Raw genomic sequence first — 15145 nt, forward strand, 5'->3', positions numbered from 1 at the left:
TACGTGTTCAGTGCGGGATCGACGTCAGTTCGTCGATGCCCAGCGCAAGGTTGAGGTTCTGCATGGCCTGGGTGGCCGCGCCCTTCAGCAGGTTGTCCAGCGTCGCCACCACGACCACGCGCTTGCCGCCCGGGGCCAGGGTGAAGCCTCCGACCTGGGCGCCGTGGCGACCGGCAATGCGGCTGACCCACGGCGCTTCATCCACCACCTCGATCAGCGGTTCACCGGCATAGGCCTGCTGGAAGCGCTCGACGATCTGCTCGCGGGTCTGCACCCGGTTCAACCACAGGTTGGCGGTCAGCGTGATGCCACGGAAATGCGGGGCGACGTGCGGCATGAACTCGACGGCCACACCCAGCTGCACCGACACTTCGCGCTCGTGCACGTGGTTGGTCAGCGCGTAGGGCATCAGGTTGTCGGCCAGCAGTTCAACGTTGTTCTTGTCCGACGGGGTGGTACCGGCACCGGAGTAGCCGGAGACACCGAAGCACTGCGGCGGACCGGCCAGCAGGTCCAGCAGCGGATGCACCGCCAGCTGCATCGCGGTGGCATAGCAGCCCGGGTTGCTGATGTGCTTCTGGCCGTTGTAGCGGCCGCGGGTCAGTTCCGGCAGGCCGTAATACCAGCTGTTGTCGAAGCGGTAGTCGGCCGAGAGGTCGACGATGACGGTGTCCGGTTTCGCTGCCTCAAGCGCGGCCACGAACGGCGCGGCCAGGCCATTGGGCAGGGCCAGGATCACCGCATCCACGCCCTTGGCGGCCATCGCGTCGGCGTCCAGGTTCTCGTACTGCAGGTCACCCTGGAACTCCGGATGGTGATCGGACAGGCGCTGCCCGGCGCGCTCGCGCGAAGACACGAAGGCCAGTTTCAGCCGCGGGTGGGCGGCCACCAGCTTGATCAGCTCGGCGCCGGTATGGCCGCGGGCACCGACGATGCCCAGGGTGAAAGTCGGATCGTTCATGCGTGACTGTCCAGGCGGTGCTGCAGGTGGCGCTTCACGCCCTGCCATTCCGCGTCGATGATGGAGAAGATGACGGTGTCGCGCGGCGTGCCGTCGGCGTGCCGCTTGTGGTTGCGCAGCACGCCATCCTGCTTGGCGCCGAGGCGGGCAATGGCGGTGCGTGAAGTGGCGTTGAACCAGCTGGTTTCCAGTACCACGCTGATGCAGCCCATCGTTTCAAAGGCGTGCTGCAGCAACAACAGCTTGGCTTCGGTATTGGCACCGGTGCGCTGCACGCGCGGCGTGTACCAGGTGTAGCCGAGGCTGAGTTTCGGCACGCTCGCGTCCATGTCGTAGAAGCGCGTGCTGCCGATGATCTCACCGGCGGCATCGCGGATCACGAACGGAAGCACCTTGCCTTCGGCCTGCGCCTGCAGCGCGGCCTGCACATAGGCCTCGGCCCGCTCCGGCGGCGGCACCTGCGTGTACCAGAGCTGGTCCAGCCCGCTGCCGTCCAGCGCAGCGCGCAGGCCCGGCACATGTTCCATCTGCAGCGGCTGCAGCATCACGTGCTGGCCGCGCAGGGTGGGTACCGAATTCCAGGCGTCGGGATTGCTCATCGCTCAGCCCTGCAGGCTTGGTGTGCGCTTGGCGCAGTGGTCGACATAGGTGCGGATGCGATCGATGCCATCGGCACCGAACCAGAACACCTTCCACTGATCCTGCTTGTAGCAGCCATCGGACTCGGCGTAATAGAAGTGATTGATCGGGTTGCCATGGCGCGAGCGCCAGAACAGCTGCGGGGTTTCCTCCAGCATCACGTTCCAGACTGCACGGCCCAAGCCTTCACCCTGCGCGTCGTCCAGCACGGCGAACTTGTCCAGGTACACGCCTTCGGCCTCGTCGGTGAGGATCACCGCGGTGCGGTAGTTCTCGCTGACATAGGCGCGCAGCAGTCTGGTCTTCTCGAAGTAGTCCGGCACCAGGGTGCGGCCGAAGCTGGATTCGATCAGGCCCTTCAGGCGCGGCAGGTCCAGTTCGTTCCAGGCGGTGGCGCGCAGCACCTTCTCGCCCTTGCGCACCAGCGTGCCCGAGCCCTTGTGGGTGAACAGTTCCTTGGCCAGGTCGGCCGGGCGGGTGATCGACACCGACGATTCCAGCGGCAGCCGGTCGAGCAGGTCCTTGATCTGTTCGATCTTCACTTTCATGCCGCCGTGGATCCACGGCTGCGCGATCAGGTGGTCGTACTCGGTGGACAGGTTGATCGAATCGATCACGTTGCCCGCCTCGTCCAGCAGGCCGCCGGTACCGGTCAGGAAGATGATCTTGTACGGCTGCAGTTCCTGCACCAGCTCGTTGGCGGCGAAGTCGGCGTTGACGTTGAGGATCTGGCCACCGGCGGTTTCACCCAGGCTGGTGATGACCGGGATCGAGCCTGCACGCAGGCTGGCCTCGATCGGCGCCAGGTTGACCTTCTTCACTTCGCCGACCAGGCCGTAGGTATCCACGTCCAGGTACTCGGCCTCGAACACGCCACCGGTGATCGAGGTGGCGCGCGCGCCGTTCTGCTGCAGCGCCTCGACCAGCCGCAGGTTGGACTGCTGGAACACCCGGCGCACGATCGCCAGCGCTTCCGGCGAGGTCACGCGCAGGCCGGCCACGGTCTGCTTCTCGATGCCGGCCGCCGACAGCTCGGCATCCAGCTGCGGGCCGGCGCCGTGCAGCACGATCGGGGTCAGCCCGACTTCCTGCAGGAACGACAGCGAGGAGGTCAGTGCGTCGAGGTCATCGCGCAGCACTGCGCCGCCGACCTTGACCACGGCGAAGCGCTTGGCATCCAGCTGCGAAAAGCGCTTGAGGTACTGGCTGATCTCCTTCGCGCTGGCCATGCTGGAAAGCAGGCGCACGATGGTCTGGCGGGTCTGGCGATGGGGCTGGAGGGCAGGAGACATTTCGGTTTCGTCGGAAAGGGAAGAATCAGGCGCCGGCGGCGATGATGCGGTGCACGGCGTCGGTGTAGCGCTGCAGCTGTTCCAGCGTCACGAACTCGTCGGCAGTGTGGGCCTGGGCGATGTCACCCGGGCCGAACACCAGCGTGGTATAGCCACCGGCCGAGAACAGCGAGGCTTCGGTCCAGAAGTCCACCGCGTTGCCGATCGGCAGGTCCAGCGCATCGGCCACGTCGCGCGCCAGCAGGCGGCGGTTCTCGGCTTCGGCGATGTCGCCGGCCGGCAGGCTGGGGCCACGGAAGGTTTCGGTGAATACCGCCGCTTCCGGTTCGGCGAAACCGGCGAAGGTGGCCAGCAACGCGTCGATGTTCATCGACGGCAGCGGCCGGAAACCGAAGCGCACTTCGGCGGCGGGCGCGATCATGTTGGCCTTGATGCCACCTTCGACGCGGCCGATGTTGAAGCGCAGGCCGGTCAGTCCGCCAAAGCGCGCCGACGCCAACGATTCCACATGGTCCAGCGCACGGTTGCCCCAGCGCATGGCCTGGTGCAGCGCGCTGGCGGCGGCATCCTGCTTGCCCGAGGCATGCCCGGCGCGGCCGGCGAACTGCATCAGCACCGAGCTGATGCCGCGATGCGCCAGCACCGCTTCGCTCATGGTCGGCTCGGCCACAAGCACCGCTTCGTACGGAATGCCGCGGGCCAGGAACGCGGCGATGCAGCGCGGATCGTTGGCTTCCTCGTCGCTGGAGAACAGGAACGCGGCGTCACCATCGCTGGCATTGGCTGCGGCCACCAGCGCGGCCGCCGCGCCCTTGATGTCGCACACGCCCAGGCCGACCACGCGGTCGTCCAGGCGCCGCATCACGTGCGGGTCGGCACTCCAGTGCGGCGAGTCCGGCACGGTGTCCAGGTGCACGTTGAACAGGTACTTCGGCGTACCACGCACCGCGTACAGGCTGACCGCGCCCGCGCCGTGGTCGATCACCTCGACGTTGAAGCCCGGCAGGTTCGCGCGCAGGTAATCGAAGATGCCGCCGGTGGTGATCGCACGCGGCGGGTTGCGGGTGTCGAAGGACACCAGGGCCTGCAGGTGATCGAGCGTCTGTTCAAGCATGTGTCTGAATATCCGTAGGGTTCGAAATCGGTAGTGCCGGCCGCTGGCCGGCTCCGCAATGATCCAGCCGTGCCACGAGCCGGCCAGCGGCCGGCACTACCGTCACAGGTCAACCGCGGTTGACCTGCGCGTAAACGGTGGAGCTCATGCCGAACAGCTTGATGAAGCCCTCCGCCTCTTCCACGCCCCAGTCGGCCGACTGCGCGTAGGTGGCACCCTTGGTGTTGAGCAGGTGCGGCGACTTCACCGCCACGGCATCGACGCGGCCACCGCGGGTTTCCAGCACCACTTCACCGTTGACCTTGGCCTGCGAGGACTTCAGGAAGGCCTCGATGTCGGTCTTCAGCGGGTCGTGGTAGAAGCCTTCGTACACCAGCTCCACCCACTTGCGCGCCACGTCCGGCTTGAAGCGGTTCTGCTGCTTGGTCAGCACGGCATCTTCCAGCGCGCGGTGTGCGGCCAGCAGCGAGACCAGGCCCGGGGCCTCGAACACGATGCGGCCCTTCAGGCCGATCACGGTGTCGCCGGTGTACACGCCACGACCAACGCCATACGGGGCGAACAGCTTGTTGAGCTGGGCCAGGATCTGGTCGCCCGGCAGCGCCTTGCCGTTCAGTTCAACGGCTTCGCCTTCGACGAACTTCAGGGTGACGGTCAACGCCTGTTCCGGCCACTCGCTGCGCGGCGAGCACCAGCCCCGCGCACCCTCGCCCGGGGCTTCCCAACGGTCGATCTCGCCACCGGACATGGTCAGGCCCAGCAGGTTCTCGTTGATGGTGTAGGCCTGCTGCTTGGCACGCACGCCGAAGCCGCGCTCTTCCAGGTACTTCTGCTCGTAGGCGCGGGTCTGGGTGTGTTCCTTCTGGATCTCGCGGATCGGCGCGATGATCTGGTAGTCACCCAGCGCCTTCACGGCCAGGTCGAAACGGACCTGGTCGTTGCCCATGCCGGTGCAGCCGTGGGCGATGATGTTGGTGCCCAGTTCGGCGGCACGCTTCAGCGCGGCATCGACGATCAGGTAACGGTCGGACACCAGCAGCGGGTACTGGCCCTGGTAGCCCTCGCCAGCCCACACGAACGGCTTGACGAAGCCTTCCCAGATGGCCGGGCCACCGTTGACGGTGACATGGCTGGCCACGCCCAGTTCGGCAGCGCGCTTCTCGATGAAATCGCGCTCTTCATCATCCACGCCGCCGGTGTCGGCGAACACGGTGTGCACGTTGTAGCCACGCTCCTGCAGGTACGGCACGCAGAAGCTGGTATCCAGGCCGCCGGAGAAGGCGAGAACGACGTCTTTGTTGCTCATGGGGAGGGTATGTCCTGGTAGCGCCGGGCCGTGCCCGGCGGGAATGATTGAATCGGAAAAAAATCAGTGCCCGGCAACCGCGGCCATGATCGCCTTCTGCACGTGCAGGCGGTTCTCGGCTTCGTTGATGGCGATGCACTGCGGCGAATCCATCACGCCATCGGTGGCCTTCACGTTCCGGCGCAGCGGCAGGCAGTGGCTGAACACACCGTTGTTGGTCAGCGCCATCTTCCGCTCGTCGACGATGAAGTGCTTGAACTGGTCGCGGATCGGCTTTTCCGGTTCCCAGTTGCCGAAGAACGGCAACGCACCCCAGCTCTTGGCATAGACCACGTCGGCGCCGGCGTAGGCACTGTCGATGTCATGGCTGATCTTCAGCGAACCGCCGCTCTCGGCCACGTTCTGCTCGGCCCAGCCCATGTAGCGGTCGTCGAGGATGTAGTCGGCGGTCGGGCACAGCAGGGTCACGTCCATGCCCATGCGGGTGGCGATGGTCAGCGCCGAGTTGGCCACGGCGGTGTTCAGCGGCTTGGGGTGGTAGGTCCAGGTCAGCACGTACTTCTTGCCACGCAGGTCCTGGGTGCCGAAGTGCTCCTGCAGGGCCATCACGTGCGCCAGCTCCTGGCACGGGTGGGTGATGGTCTCCATGTTGATGACCGGCACCGGCGAATACCTGGCGAAGCTGTTGAGGACGATGTCCTGGCGGTCGTAGGCCCAGTCGATGAACTTGGGGAACGCACGCACGGCGATGATGTCGCAGTAACGGCCCAGCACCTTGGCCACTTCAGCGATGTGCTCTTCGGTGTCGCCGTCCATCACCGTACCGAGGTTGAACTCGATCGGCCACGCATCCTTGCCCGGCTGCAGCACCACCGCGTGGGCGCCGAGCTGGAACGCGCCCAGTTCGAAGCTGGTGCGGGTGCGCATGGACGGGTTGAAGAACACCAGCGCGATCGACTTGCCCTTGAGCTGGTCGCCGAGCTTGTTGCGCTTGAACAGCGCGGCCTGGGTCAGCAGCGCGTCAAGTTCGCTGCGGCTCCAGTCCTGGGTGTTCAGGAAGTGCTTGGGGGACATCATCTTTCCTTGCGTAGCGGCGCCGGGTTCGACGCGGTGGAAGGGAAAAACAGGAACCAAAGGTGGATCGAAAAAGTTGCAGTTGAAGCTTTCAGAACGCGAAAACGAAAAAACCCAGCCGGCGGGCTGGGTTTTTTTCGGACGAACAGCAGAAAGCTCCGGTTACCCAGCGAGGATGTGGGGTTCCGGTCGACGCGCACGCGAGGTCATGCCCGACGCCTGTCGGGCTGCGCTGCTGTCGTGCTGGAAGTCGGTGAGCTTCATGGCCGACAATCTTTGCATGCGGCCGGGGCCGGCGCAAGGGGCCGGGGTCCCAGAATCAGGGATTGCCGGCGGCGCCCTGCTCGGGGCCGACCCAGGGGGTGATCGAGACCCGGATCTTCAGCCGGTTGCCGGGGTCTTCCGGCAGGCGCGAGCGGTACTTGGTGCCCTTGTAGACGTAGTCCACGTCGTAGGCGATGGGGCGGCGGAATTCACGCCCGACCGGCACGATGCGGCAGTCACGGGTCAGCATCGGGCCATTGTTGGCTGGCGCCGGGGCCGGCGTCTCGGTCGCGGCCTCCTCGGGGATCTCCTCGTCACTGCGCTTGAACATCGAGCGCACCGAATCCCAGAAGCGGCCGATCCGGCCCTTGTCCTCGACAGGCTCTTCCCCGGTCACGTTGACAGGGGCCAGGGTACGGGTCGAGATCGGCTCGCAGTGCTCCTCGGTACGGGTCGCGCGCAGGGTCTGGAACACCGGTTCGACGTTCAGCACCTGCGCATAGTCGAACTTCACGTTCTCGACGATCACCACACGGTTGCGCGGCTCGGCGTCCTGCGCCTGGGCCACGGTGGCCGTCGCCGACAGGCAGGCCAGGGTCAGCAACACGGTGGATTTCAGTGGCGACGGGAGCAAGGACACGGCAATAGTGTAGGCAGTGACGAGCGCAAGGGGCTGAACATTACCCGTCCACGCTGCTCCTGCCCACCCCACCTTGGGTGAAGCCGGCGTCCACCGGTGGCAACCGGTGCCCCCAAAGGGGGCCGACACGTTCTAAAATCACAGGCTTGTCCCCCATCCACACCCCCATGACCCTGCGCCTGCACAACAACCTGACTCGCCAGCTCGAACCGTTCACCCCGCTCGATCCGGCCTGTCCGACCCTGTATGTGTGCGGCCCCACGGTCTACAACTACGTGCACATCGGCAACGCCCGTGGCCCGGTGGTGTTCGGGGTGCTGGCCGACCTGCTGCGGCGGCGTTTTGGCGCACTGCGCTACGCCCGCAACATCACCGACGTGGACGACAAGATCAACACCGCCGCGCGCGAGCAGGGGGTGCCGATCAGCACCATCACCGACAAGTTCGCCGCCGCCTACCGTGAAGACATGGCCGCGCTGGGCGTGGTGCCGCCGGACATCGAGCCGGAGGTGACCGCGCACATGCCGCAGATCATCACCATGATCGAGCAGCTGATCGCCAACGGCCATGCCTATGCCGCCGAGGGCCATGTGCTGTTTGCGGTGGCCAGCTTCGACGGCTACGGCAAGCTCTCGCGCCGTGATCCGGAAGAGATGCTGGCCGGCGCCCGTGTCGATGTCGCCCCCTATAAGCGCGATCCGGGCGATTTCGTGCTGTGGAAGCCGTCCACCGACGACCTGCCCGGCTGGGAATCGCCCTGGGGCCGTGGCCGCCCGGGCTGGCACATCGAATGCTCGGCGATGGCCGCCGCCCATCTGGGCGAGACCATCGACATCCATGCCGGCGGTGTCGACCTGCAGTTCCCGCACCACGAGAACGAGATCGCGCAGAGCGAATGCGCGCATGGCGGCAAGATCTTCGCCCGCTACTGGCTGCACAACGGCATGCTCAACTTCGGCGGCGCCAAGATGAGCAAGTCGCTGGGCAACATCGAGCGCGTGCATGACCTGGTGCGCCAGCATCCGCCGGAGGCCCTGCGCCTGGCCCTGCTGTCGGCCCATTACCGGCAGCCGCTGGACTGGTCCGATGGCCTGATCGAGCAGTCGGTGCGCACCCTGGACCGCCTGTACGGCACCCTGCGCGAGCTGGCGTCGATCGAAGCCAGCGCGGTGATCCCGGCCACCGTCGAGGCGACCCTGGATGACGACCTGAACACCCCGCAGGCGCTGGCCGAAGTGGCCCGCATCGCCGCCGACGCGCGTCGTGCCACCGATCCGGCCGAACAGGCGCGCCTGAAGGGCGAGCTGCTCGGTGCGGGCCTGGCACTGGGCCTGCTGCAGGCCGATCCGGCGCAGTGGTTCGGTACCGCCGCCGGCGATGATGGTGACGATGCGCGCATCCAGGGCCTGATCGACGAGCGCGCTGCGGCCAAGAAGGCGCGTGACTTCGCCCGTGCCGACGCCATCCGCGACCAGCTGGCCGCCGAAGGCATCGTGCTGGACGACACTCCGCAGGGCGTTCGCTGGTCGCGCAAGCGCGGCTGACCCGCCCCTGCCCCGTGGCCGGTCCGCCGGCCACGCCCCCACTGTAGAGACTGTTGTGACCGACTCCCCGTTCCCGCTTGAACCCACCGCCGCCGAGGCCCAGGCCGCCATCGCCGAGGAATTCGGCTTCTTCGGCGACTGGTCCGAGCGCTATCAGTACCTGATCGATCTCGGCCGCAAGCTGCCCGCCTTCCCGGACGAATGGAAGACCGAAGAGCACCGCCTGCTCGGCTGCCAGTCGATGGTCTGGATCGTGCCGGAAGGCAACGCACAGTCGCTGCGCTTCCACGCCATCAGTGATTCGGCCATCGTCTCCGGCCTGATCTTCCTGGCCCTGCGCGTGTACTCCGGGCGCTCGGCGCAGGAGATCCTGGATACCGAGCCCAGCTACATCCAGGACATCGGTCTGGCCCGTCACCTCTCCCCCACCCGCAGCAACGGCGTGGCGGCCATGCTGGCCTTCATCCGCGAGACCGCGCAGGCCCAGCTGCAGCGCGACCCGTCGTGAGCGAGCCTGCCACAGCCGAAGACACCGCGCTGGGCCTGCTGTCCCGGCCCGGTTTCGCCAAGCTGCTGGCCTACCGCATCTTCGCGATGCTGTCCTACCAGGTGGTCGCGGTCACCGTCGGCTGGCACATCTACGAAGTCACCCGCAATCCGTTCTCGCTGGGCCTGGTCGGCCTGGCCGAGGTGCTGCCGTTCTTCTGCGTGGCGCCGTTCGCCGGCTATCTGGTCGACCACCTGCCACGGCGCCGGCTGGGCATGGTGGCCTGTTCCGGGCTGATCGCCACGGCGCTGGTGCTGACCGGTGTCGCCACGGGCTGGCTGCCGTTTGAAGGGGTATGGCCGATCTATGCGGCCATCGCCCTGACCGGCATGGTCCGTGCGTTCCTGTCGCCGATCTACAACGCACTGTTTGCCCGCGTGCTGGCCCGCGACCAGTTCGCGCGTGGCGCCGGACTCGGCGCGGTGGTGTTCCAGGCCGGCATGGTCGCCGGCCCGGCGCTGGGCGGCGTGCTGGTCGGCTTCGGCGGCAAGGGCCTGTCCTATGCCGTGGCGACTGCCTTCGCGCTGGTGGCGATGGCCTGCCTGGCCACGCTGAAAGTGGAAGAGCCAGTGCACACCGGTCCGGCCGCGCCGATCTTCAAGAGCATCGCCGAAGGCGCGCGCTTCGTGGTCGGCAACCGGATCATGGTCGGTGCGATGGCGCTGGACATGTTCTCGGTGCTGCTGGGCGGCGTGGTGGCGATGCTGCCCGCCTTCCTGCACGAAATCCTGCACCACGGCCCGGAAGGCCTGGGCATCCTGCGCGCGATGCCGGCGCTGGGTTCGGTGTGCGTGGGCCTGTGGCTGGCGCGCCACCCGCTGCACCGCAATGCCGGCCGCGTGCTGCTGTTCGCGGTGGCGGGGTTCGGCCTGTGCGTGATCGGCTTCGGGCTGTCGCAGCACTTCTGGCTGTCGGCGCTGATCCTGCTGTTCTACGGGGCGTTCGATGGCGTGTCGGTGGTGATCCGCTCGACCATCCTGCAGCTGGCCACGCCGGAGGAAATGCGCGGGCGGGTATCGTCGATCAACGGCATCTTCATCAGTTCGTCCAACGAGCTGGGCGCGTTCTATGCCGGCACCATGGCCCGCCTGCTCGGCCTGGTACCGGCCGTTGTGCTGGGTGGGTTCGCGGTGCTGAGCGTGGCCGGGATCACCGCGTGGAAGAACCCGACGCTGCGGAAACTGAATCTGCGTGATCTGCAGTAGCGTCGGCTCGTCGTTTCCGCGACAGCCGCTTTACCTGCGCCGACGCATTGGTAGCGCCGGGCCATGCCCGGCGGCCCTTTTCCGCGACCGCGGCGGGGTGTCACTTTCTTTGCACGCGCATAGAAAGTAACCAAAGAAACGCGCCGCCATCCGCGAGCCGGTGCTTCGCACCGGTAGCCTGCGGCGCTCGGCTCGCTACAAGGCGGACCCAACACAGCCGCGAGCGCACGCATGACCGCTCCTGGTAGAGCCAAGCCATGCTTGGCTGTTCTTGCTCTTCCCTACCCTCCGGCTTCGGCCTGAGCCGAGCGTGGGCTCGGCTCTACATCAGCCGCGCACGCAGGGAAGCGTCGAGAGCCTGCGGGTGGGTCCGGGCAGGACCGTCCGCGGCATGGATGCCGCGGCCGAGCTTACAGGGATGTACTTGCAGCGTGTCCTGCCCGGACCCACCCGCAGGCTCACCCCGATACCCGGAAGGCGCTGCTCTTCGCAGCCAACCCGAACCCAACAAAAAACCCGGCTGAAGCCGGGTTTTCTGCATGACCAGACAACGATCGGGAATCAGTCGCCCTGCTGCTTCTGCAGGTGCTCCCAACGCTCCTGGGCGTCGATGGTGCGCTCGGCGGTCAGGCGCGCCTCCAGGCGCTCCAGGCCGATCTCTTCGCCGGTGTCGACGCAGTAGCCGTAGTCGCCTGCTTCCAGGCGCTTGAGGGTGCTGTCGATCTTGCCGATCAGCTTGCGGTAGCGGTCGCGGGTACGCAGTTCCAGCGAGTTCTCGGTCTCGCGGGTCGCGCGCTCGGCTTCGTCGCCGATGTCACGCACTTCCTCGCGCAGGTTCTCGATGGTCTGCTTGGACTCTTCCACCAGGTCCGCACGCCAGTTCTGCAGGCGCTGGCGGAAGTATTCCTGCTGCAGCGAGCTCATGTATTCCTCTTCCGAGGACGGCTTGTAGCCAGCCGGCAGGATCGGGCGGCCGGTGGCCTCGTCGGTCTTGTACTCGACCACCTTGTACTTGCTGCGCGGGGCCGGTGCAGCCGAGCGGGCGGCGACGGCCACGGCAACCTTGCCGACAGGGCGCGACACGGTCTTCGGGGCGGAATCGGATTTCACGGCGGTTTTGGCAGGCGATTTCGAAACGGGCACGGGATTCTTGGATTGCGGGGCCTTCGAAGCGGCAGGAGCGGCGGCCGGGGCCGGCTTTGAGGCCGGTTGGGCTGCCGCCACTGCCACGGTCTTGGCCGGGACAGGCTTGGCCGGAGCCGGCTTGGCAGCAGGCTTCGGTGCGGACTTCACTACTGGGGCCGGGGTCGGCTTCGCGGCCGGCGCGGCAACATTCTTGGCAACCTTCTTTACAGCGGCAGGCGTGGCGACCGGTTTAGCCGCAGCGACCTTCTTTGCTACGGGCTTGGCGACCGGCTTGACCGCAGCCTTCGTCACCGCCGCCTTCGGCGCCGGCTTGGCTGCTGCCTTCTTCGCCACCGGCTTGACGGCGGCCTTCTTGACCGGCGCGGCCTTGCTGGCGGCCTTCTTTACCACCGGCACCTTCTTGCTGGCAGCGGCGGGCTTGGCCTTGGCAGGCGCAGCGGCCTTCTTCGCCACCGGCTTGGTTGCCTTGACCGGCGTTTTCTTTGCGGTGGCCTTCCTGGCCGCCGGTTGCGAGGACGCTGCCTTGGTCGCCGGCTTGCTCGCCGGTTTCTTGGCAACGGGCTTTGCCGCCAACTTCTTCACAACAGGCTTGGCGGTTTTCTTGGCGGCCGTTGCGGCCTTCTTTGCAGTTTTTTTAGCAGCCACGAAACGCTCTTCCTTGGATTCCCCGGGGCCCGGGAAAGCGGGCCTTTATAGCCTACCCGACCCGCAGCAGCAACCTCGGCACCCTGCTCCATTCAGTCCTGGAGTCAAGGTGCCCAAGGGGCAGTCCGACGAACACGGACCGCCTTGCGCGGTACGGAACCTGGCCAGCACCCGCGGGTGCTGGTACCGGTCGCAGGCCATCGGCGACATGCGACCAACGGCCCATCCTGCACAAATGCGGCCTTCATGCCAACTGGCATAAGATGACTGGGTGATCTCGCGCCTGCTCATTGCCCTGCTGCGCTTCTACAAGCGCTTCATCAGCCCCCTGCTGGGGCCGCGTTGCCGTTTCGTGCCGAGCTGTTCTGAATACGCGATGGACGCCATCTCCCGACACGGTCCGCTGCGCGGCAGCTGGCTGGCTGCGCGCCGGCTGGGCCGCTGCCATCCGTTCCATCCCGGCGGCTTCGACCCGGTGCCCGAATCCACCCACGCCCCCTCTTGCCGTTGCACAGGAAAACACTGACATGTCCTCCACCCTCATCACCAACGCCCGGATGGTCAACGAAGGCCGCACCTTCGACGGCGACCTGCGCATCGAGAACGGCCGCATCGCGCAGATCGGCAGCGGGTTGACGCCGCGCGACGGCGAACAGGTGGTGGACGCGGCCGGGCGCTGGCTGCTGCCCGGCATGATCGACGACCAGGTGCACTTCCGCGAACCGGGCCTGACCCACAAGGGCGATATCGCCAGCGAATCGGCGGCGGCCGTGGCCGGTGGCCTGACCAGCTTCATGGACATGCCCAACACCAACCCGCCGACCCTGGATTCGACCATCCTGGAAGCCAAGTACGAACTGGCGCGCGGCCGCGCCTGGGCCAACTACGGCTTCTACCACGGCGCCAGCAATGACAACCTCGAAGCGATCCGTGCGCTGGACCCGAAGAAGGCCCCGGGCGTGAAGGTGTTCATGGGCGCCTCCACCGGCAACATGCTGGTGGACAACCCTGAAACGCTGGATGCGATCTTCCGCGAATGCCCGACCCCGATCATCACGCACTGCGAAGACACGCCGATGATCGATGCCAACCTGAAGGCCTTCCAGGAAAAGTACGGCGACGCGCTGACCCCGGACATGCACCCGGATATCCGTTCGCGCGAAGCGTGCATCAAGTCGACCCGCCTGGCGATGTCGCTGGCACGCAAGCACGGCACCCGCCTGCACGTGCTGCACATCTCCACCGCCGATGAGCTGGCACTGTTCGAGAAGGGCCCGCTGATCCGCGCCGACGGCAGCCGCAAGCAGATCACCGCCGAAACCTGCGTGCACTTCCTGCACTTCGCGCGCCCGGATTACGCGACCAAGGGCAACCTGATCAAGTGCAACCCGGCGATCAAGGAAGTGTCCGACCGCGAGGCGATCACCGCCGCGCTGGCCGACGACGTGCTGGACGTGCTGGCCACCGACCACGCGCCGCACACCTGGGAAGAGAAGCAGAAGCCCTACGCGCAGGCGCCGTCGGGCCTGCCGCTGGTGCAGTACGCACTGGTGGCCGCGCTGGAGCGCGTGCACGAAGGCAAGCTGACCCGCGAGCAGGTGGTGCAGAAGTTCGCGCATGCGCCGGCACAGCTGTTCGACGTGGAAGAGCGCGGCTTCCTGCGCGAAGGCTACTTCGCCGACCTGGTGCTGGTGGAGGACGTGCCGTTCACCGTCAAGCGCGAGGACGTGCTGTCCAAGTGTGGCTGGTCGCCGTTTGAAGGTACCACCTTCCGTTCGCGCGTGGCCTCGACCTGGGTCAACGGCCAGTTGGTGTGGGACGGCAGCAAGCTGGTCGGCGAACCGGCCGGCCAGCGCATGACCTACGACCGCTGATGCGCGCGGCTCTCCTGACCGGGGCGCTGCTGCTGGCGGCGCCCCTGCTCTGCACATCTTCGGCCAACGCGCAGGATGCCATCGGCAGCCTGATCGACAGCCGCGTGGTGTTTCCGGCCAGCGCGTCGCAGGGCGCGCTGGTGATCGGCAAAGTACCCGCTGGCAGCCGCGTACAGTACGCCGGCCGCCAGCTGCGGGTGAGCGGCTATGGCAGCGTGGTGTTCGGCATCGGCCGCGACGAGAAGGGCCCGTTGCGCGTGCAGGTGCAGCGCGCCGACGGCAGCAGCGAAACCGTGACCATCGCGGTGACGCCGCGCGACTGGCCGACCGAGCGGGTCAACGGCGTGCCGCCGAAGACGGTCAACCCGCCGCCGGCGATTGCCGAGCGGATCAAGCGCGAACAGGCGCAGGTGACTGCTGCCCGCGCCCGCGATGACGACCGTACCGACTTCACCCAGACCTTCATCTGGCCGGTGCAGGGCCGTATCAGTGGCCGCTTCGGCAATGCGCGCGTCTACAACGGCCAGCCCGGCGCCGGTCATTCCGGCATGGACATCGCGGCGCCGACCGGCACTCCGGTGAAGGCACCGGCCGCCGGCATCGTCACCTTCGCCGGCCCGGACCTGTACCTGACCGGCGGCACGCTGCTGCTCGACCACGGCTTCGGCGTCAGTTCCAACTTCCTGCACCTGTCACGCATCGACGTGAAGGTCGGTGATCGCGTCGAGCAGGGCCAGGTGATCGCCGCCGTCGGCGCCACCGGCCGCGCCACCGGCCCACACCTGCACTGGGGCATGAACTGGTTCGACACCCGCATCGACCCGCTGCTGGTGCTGGAACGGAAGTAACGCGCGCAATGCGCTTTGGTGGGTGACGACCTTGGTCGGCACGATT

General features: G+C 66.8%; 14 protein-coding genes. 6 read left to right on the plus strand and 8 right to left on the minus strand.

From position 1 onward, the window contains the following. Positions 1-7: 7 nt before the first annotated feature. From argC to AC5P88_RS02710, 7 genes are all read right to left on the minus strand, one after another. Positions 8-961, minus strand: a complete 954-nt coding sequence (argC, locus tag AC5P88_RS02680) for an N-acetyl-gamma-glutamyl-phosphate reductase (protein WP_495224250.1) — start codon at positions 959-961, stop codon at positions 8-10. Further along, entirely contained in the window at positions 958-1560 is a 603-nt protein-coding gene (locus tag AC5P88_RS02685) for a GNAT family N-acetyltransferase (protein WP_111112343.1), read from the minus strand. The genes argC and AC5P88_RS02685 overlap by 4 nt, the downstream gene beginning before the upstream one ends. Positions 1561-1563: 3 nt before the next feature. After that, positions 1564-2892: an acetylglutamate kinase gene (locus tag AC5P88_RS02690; protein WP_286073914.1), complete on the minus strand. Its 1329-nt coding sequence runs from the start codon at positions 2890-2892 to the stop codon at positions 1564-1566. 25 nt (positions 2893-2917) lie between these two features. Beyond that, positions 2918-4006, minus strand: a complete 1089-nt coding sequence (locus tag AC5P88_RS02695; RefSeq protein ID WP_111202875.1) for an acetylornithine deacetylase — start codon at positions 4004-4006, stop codon at positions 2918-2920. Between the two features lie 109 nt (positions 4007-4115). Beyond that, the gene (locus tag AC5P88_RS02700) at positions 4116-5312 is read right to left on the minus strand and encodes an argininosuccinate synthase (RefSeq protein WP_111202877.1); all 1197 of its coding nucleotides are present in this window, start codon (positions 5310-5312) and stop codon (positions 4116-4118) included. 63 nt (positions 5313-5375) lie between these two features. Continuing rightward, on the minus strand, positions 5376-6386 hold the full coding sequence (locus AC5P88_RS02705; RefSeq protein ID WP_111202879.1) for an N-acetylornithine carbamoyltransferase: 1011 nt from the start codon (positions 6384-6386) through the stop codon (positions 5376-5378). Positions 6387-6705: 319 nt separating this feature from the next. Continuing rightward, positions 6706-7269, minus strand: coding sequence for a hypothetical protein (locus tag AC5P88_RS02710; RefSeq protein ID WP_495224336.1), 564 nt, complete (start codon positions 7267-7269; stop codon positions 6706-6708). Positions 7270-7457: 188 nt separating this feature from the next. Between AC5P88_RS02710 and cysS the strand changes: the two genes are divergently transcribed. The 3 genes from cysS to AC5P88_RS02725 are packed head-to-tail and all read left to right on the plus strand — an operon-like array spanning position 7458 to position 10586. Then, positions 7458-8834: a cysteine--tRNA ligase gene (gene cysS / locus AC5P88_RS02715; RefSeq protein ID WP_111202880.1), complete on the plus strand. Its 1377-nt coding sequence runs from the start codon at positions 7458-7460 to the stop codon at positions 8832-8834. Between the two features lie 55 nt (positions 8835-8889). Then, complete coding sequence (locus AC5P88_RS02720) at positions 8890-9342, plus strand: SufE family protein (RefSeq protein WP_049435092.1); 453 nt, start codon at positions 8890-8892, stop codon at positions 9340-9342. Continuing rightward, positions 9339-10586, plus strand: a complete 1248-nt coding sequence (locus AC5P88_RS02725; protein WP_005414014.1) for an MFS transporter — start codon at positions 9339-9341, stop codon at positions 10584-10586. Before AC5P88_RS02720 ends, AC5P88_RS02725 begins: the two co-directional genes overlap by 4 nt. A gap of 561 nt (positions 10587-11147) precedes the next feature. Here AC5P88_RS02725 and dksA read toward each other — a convergent pair. Beyond that, entirely contained in the window at positions 11148-12377 is a 1230-nt protein-coding gene (gene dksA / locus AC5P88_RS02730; protein WP_495224252.1) for an RNA polymerase-binding protein DksA, read from the minus strand. A 271-nt stretch (positions 12378-12648) separates the two neighbouring features. Here dksA and yidD point away from each other — a divergent pair, with 271 nt between their 5' ends. The 3 genes from yidD to AC5P88_RS02745 are packed head-to-tail and all read left to right on the plus strand — an operon-like array spanning position 12649 to position 15099. Beyond that, a complete protein-coding gene (yidD, locus tag AC5P88_RS02735; RefSeq protein WP_005417723.1) occupies positions 12649-12903 on the plus strand; it encodes a membrane protein insertion efficiency factor YidD in 255 nt (84 codons plus the stop codon). 1 nt (position 12904) lies between these two features. Further along, positions 12905-14251, plus strand: coding sequence for a dihydroorotase (locus AC5P88_RS02740; protein WP_111112349.1), 1347 nt, complete (start codon positions 12905-12907; stop codon positions 14249-14251). Next, positions 14251-15099 carry a M23 family metallopeptidase gene (locus tag AC5P88_RS02745; RefSeq protein WP_495224253.1) on the plus strand — a complete coding sequence of 283 codons (849 nt, stop codon included), beginning with the start codon at positions 14251-14253 and terminating at the stop codon, positions 15097-15099. Before AC5P88_RS02740 ends, AC5P88_RS02745 begins: the two co-directional genes overlap by 1 nt. The last annotated feature ends 46 nt before the right edge of the window (positions 15100-15145 follow it).

The organism is Stenotrophomonas sp. YJH_SMC_8 (genome assembly GCF_059371315.1).

Bases quoted from the DNA above. Each gene is read 5' to 3' on its own strand.
- AC5P88_RS02745 (WP_495224253.1), top strand. From the start codon at position 14,251: ATGCGCGCGGCTCTCCTGACCGGGGCGCTGCTGCTGGCGGCGCCCCTG.
- AC5P88_RS02700 (WP_111202877.1), bottom strand. From the start codon at position 5,312: ATGAGCAACAAAGACGTCGTTCTCGCCTTCTCCGGCGGCCTGGATACC.
- AC5P88_RS02690 (WP_286073914.1), bottom strand. From the start codon at position 2,892: ATGTCTCCTGCCCTCCAGCCCCATCGCCAGACCCGCCAGACCATCGTG.
- cysS (WP_111202880.1), top strand. From the start codon at position 7,458: ATGACCCTGCGCCTGCACAACAACCTGACTCGCCAGCTCGAACCGTTC.
- AC5P88_RS02685 (WP_111112343.1), bottom strand. From the start codon at position 1,560: ATGAGCAATCCCGACGCCTGGAATTCGGTACCCACCCTGCGCGGCCAG.
- AC5P88_RS02740 (WP_111112349.1), top strand. From the start codon at position 12,905: ATGTCCTCCACCCTCATCACCAACGCCCGGATGGTCAACGAAGGCCGC.
- AC5P88_RS02705 (WP_111202879.1), bottom strand. From the start codon at position 6,386: ATGTCCCCCAAGCACTTCCTGAACACCCAGGACTGGAGCCGCAGCGAA.
- argC (WP_495224250.1), bottom strand. From the start codon at position 961: ATGAACGATCCGACTTTCACCCTGGGCATCGTCGGTGCCCGCGGCCAT.
- AC5P88_RS02695 (WP_111202875.1), bottom strand. From the start codon at position 4,006: ATGCTTGAACAGACGCTCGATCACCTGCAGGCCCTGGTGTCCTTCGAC.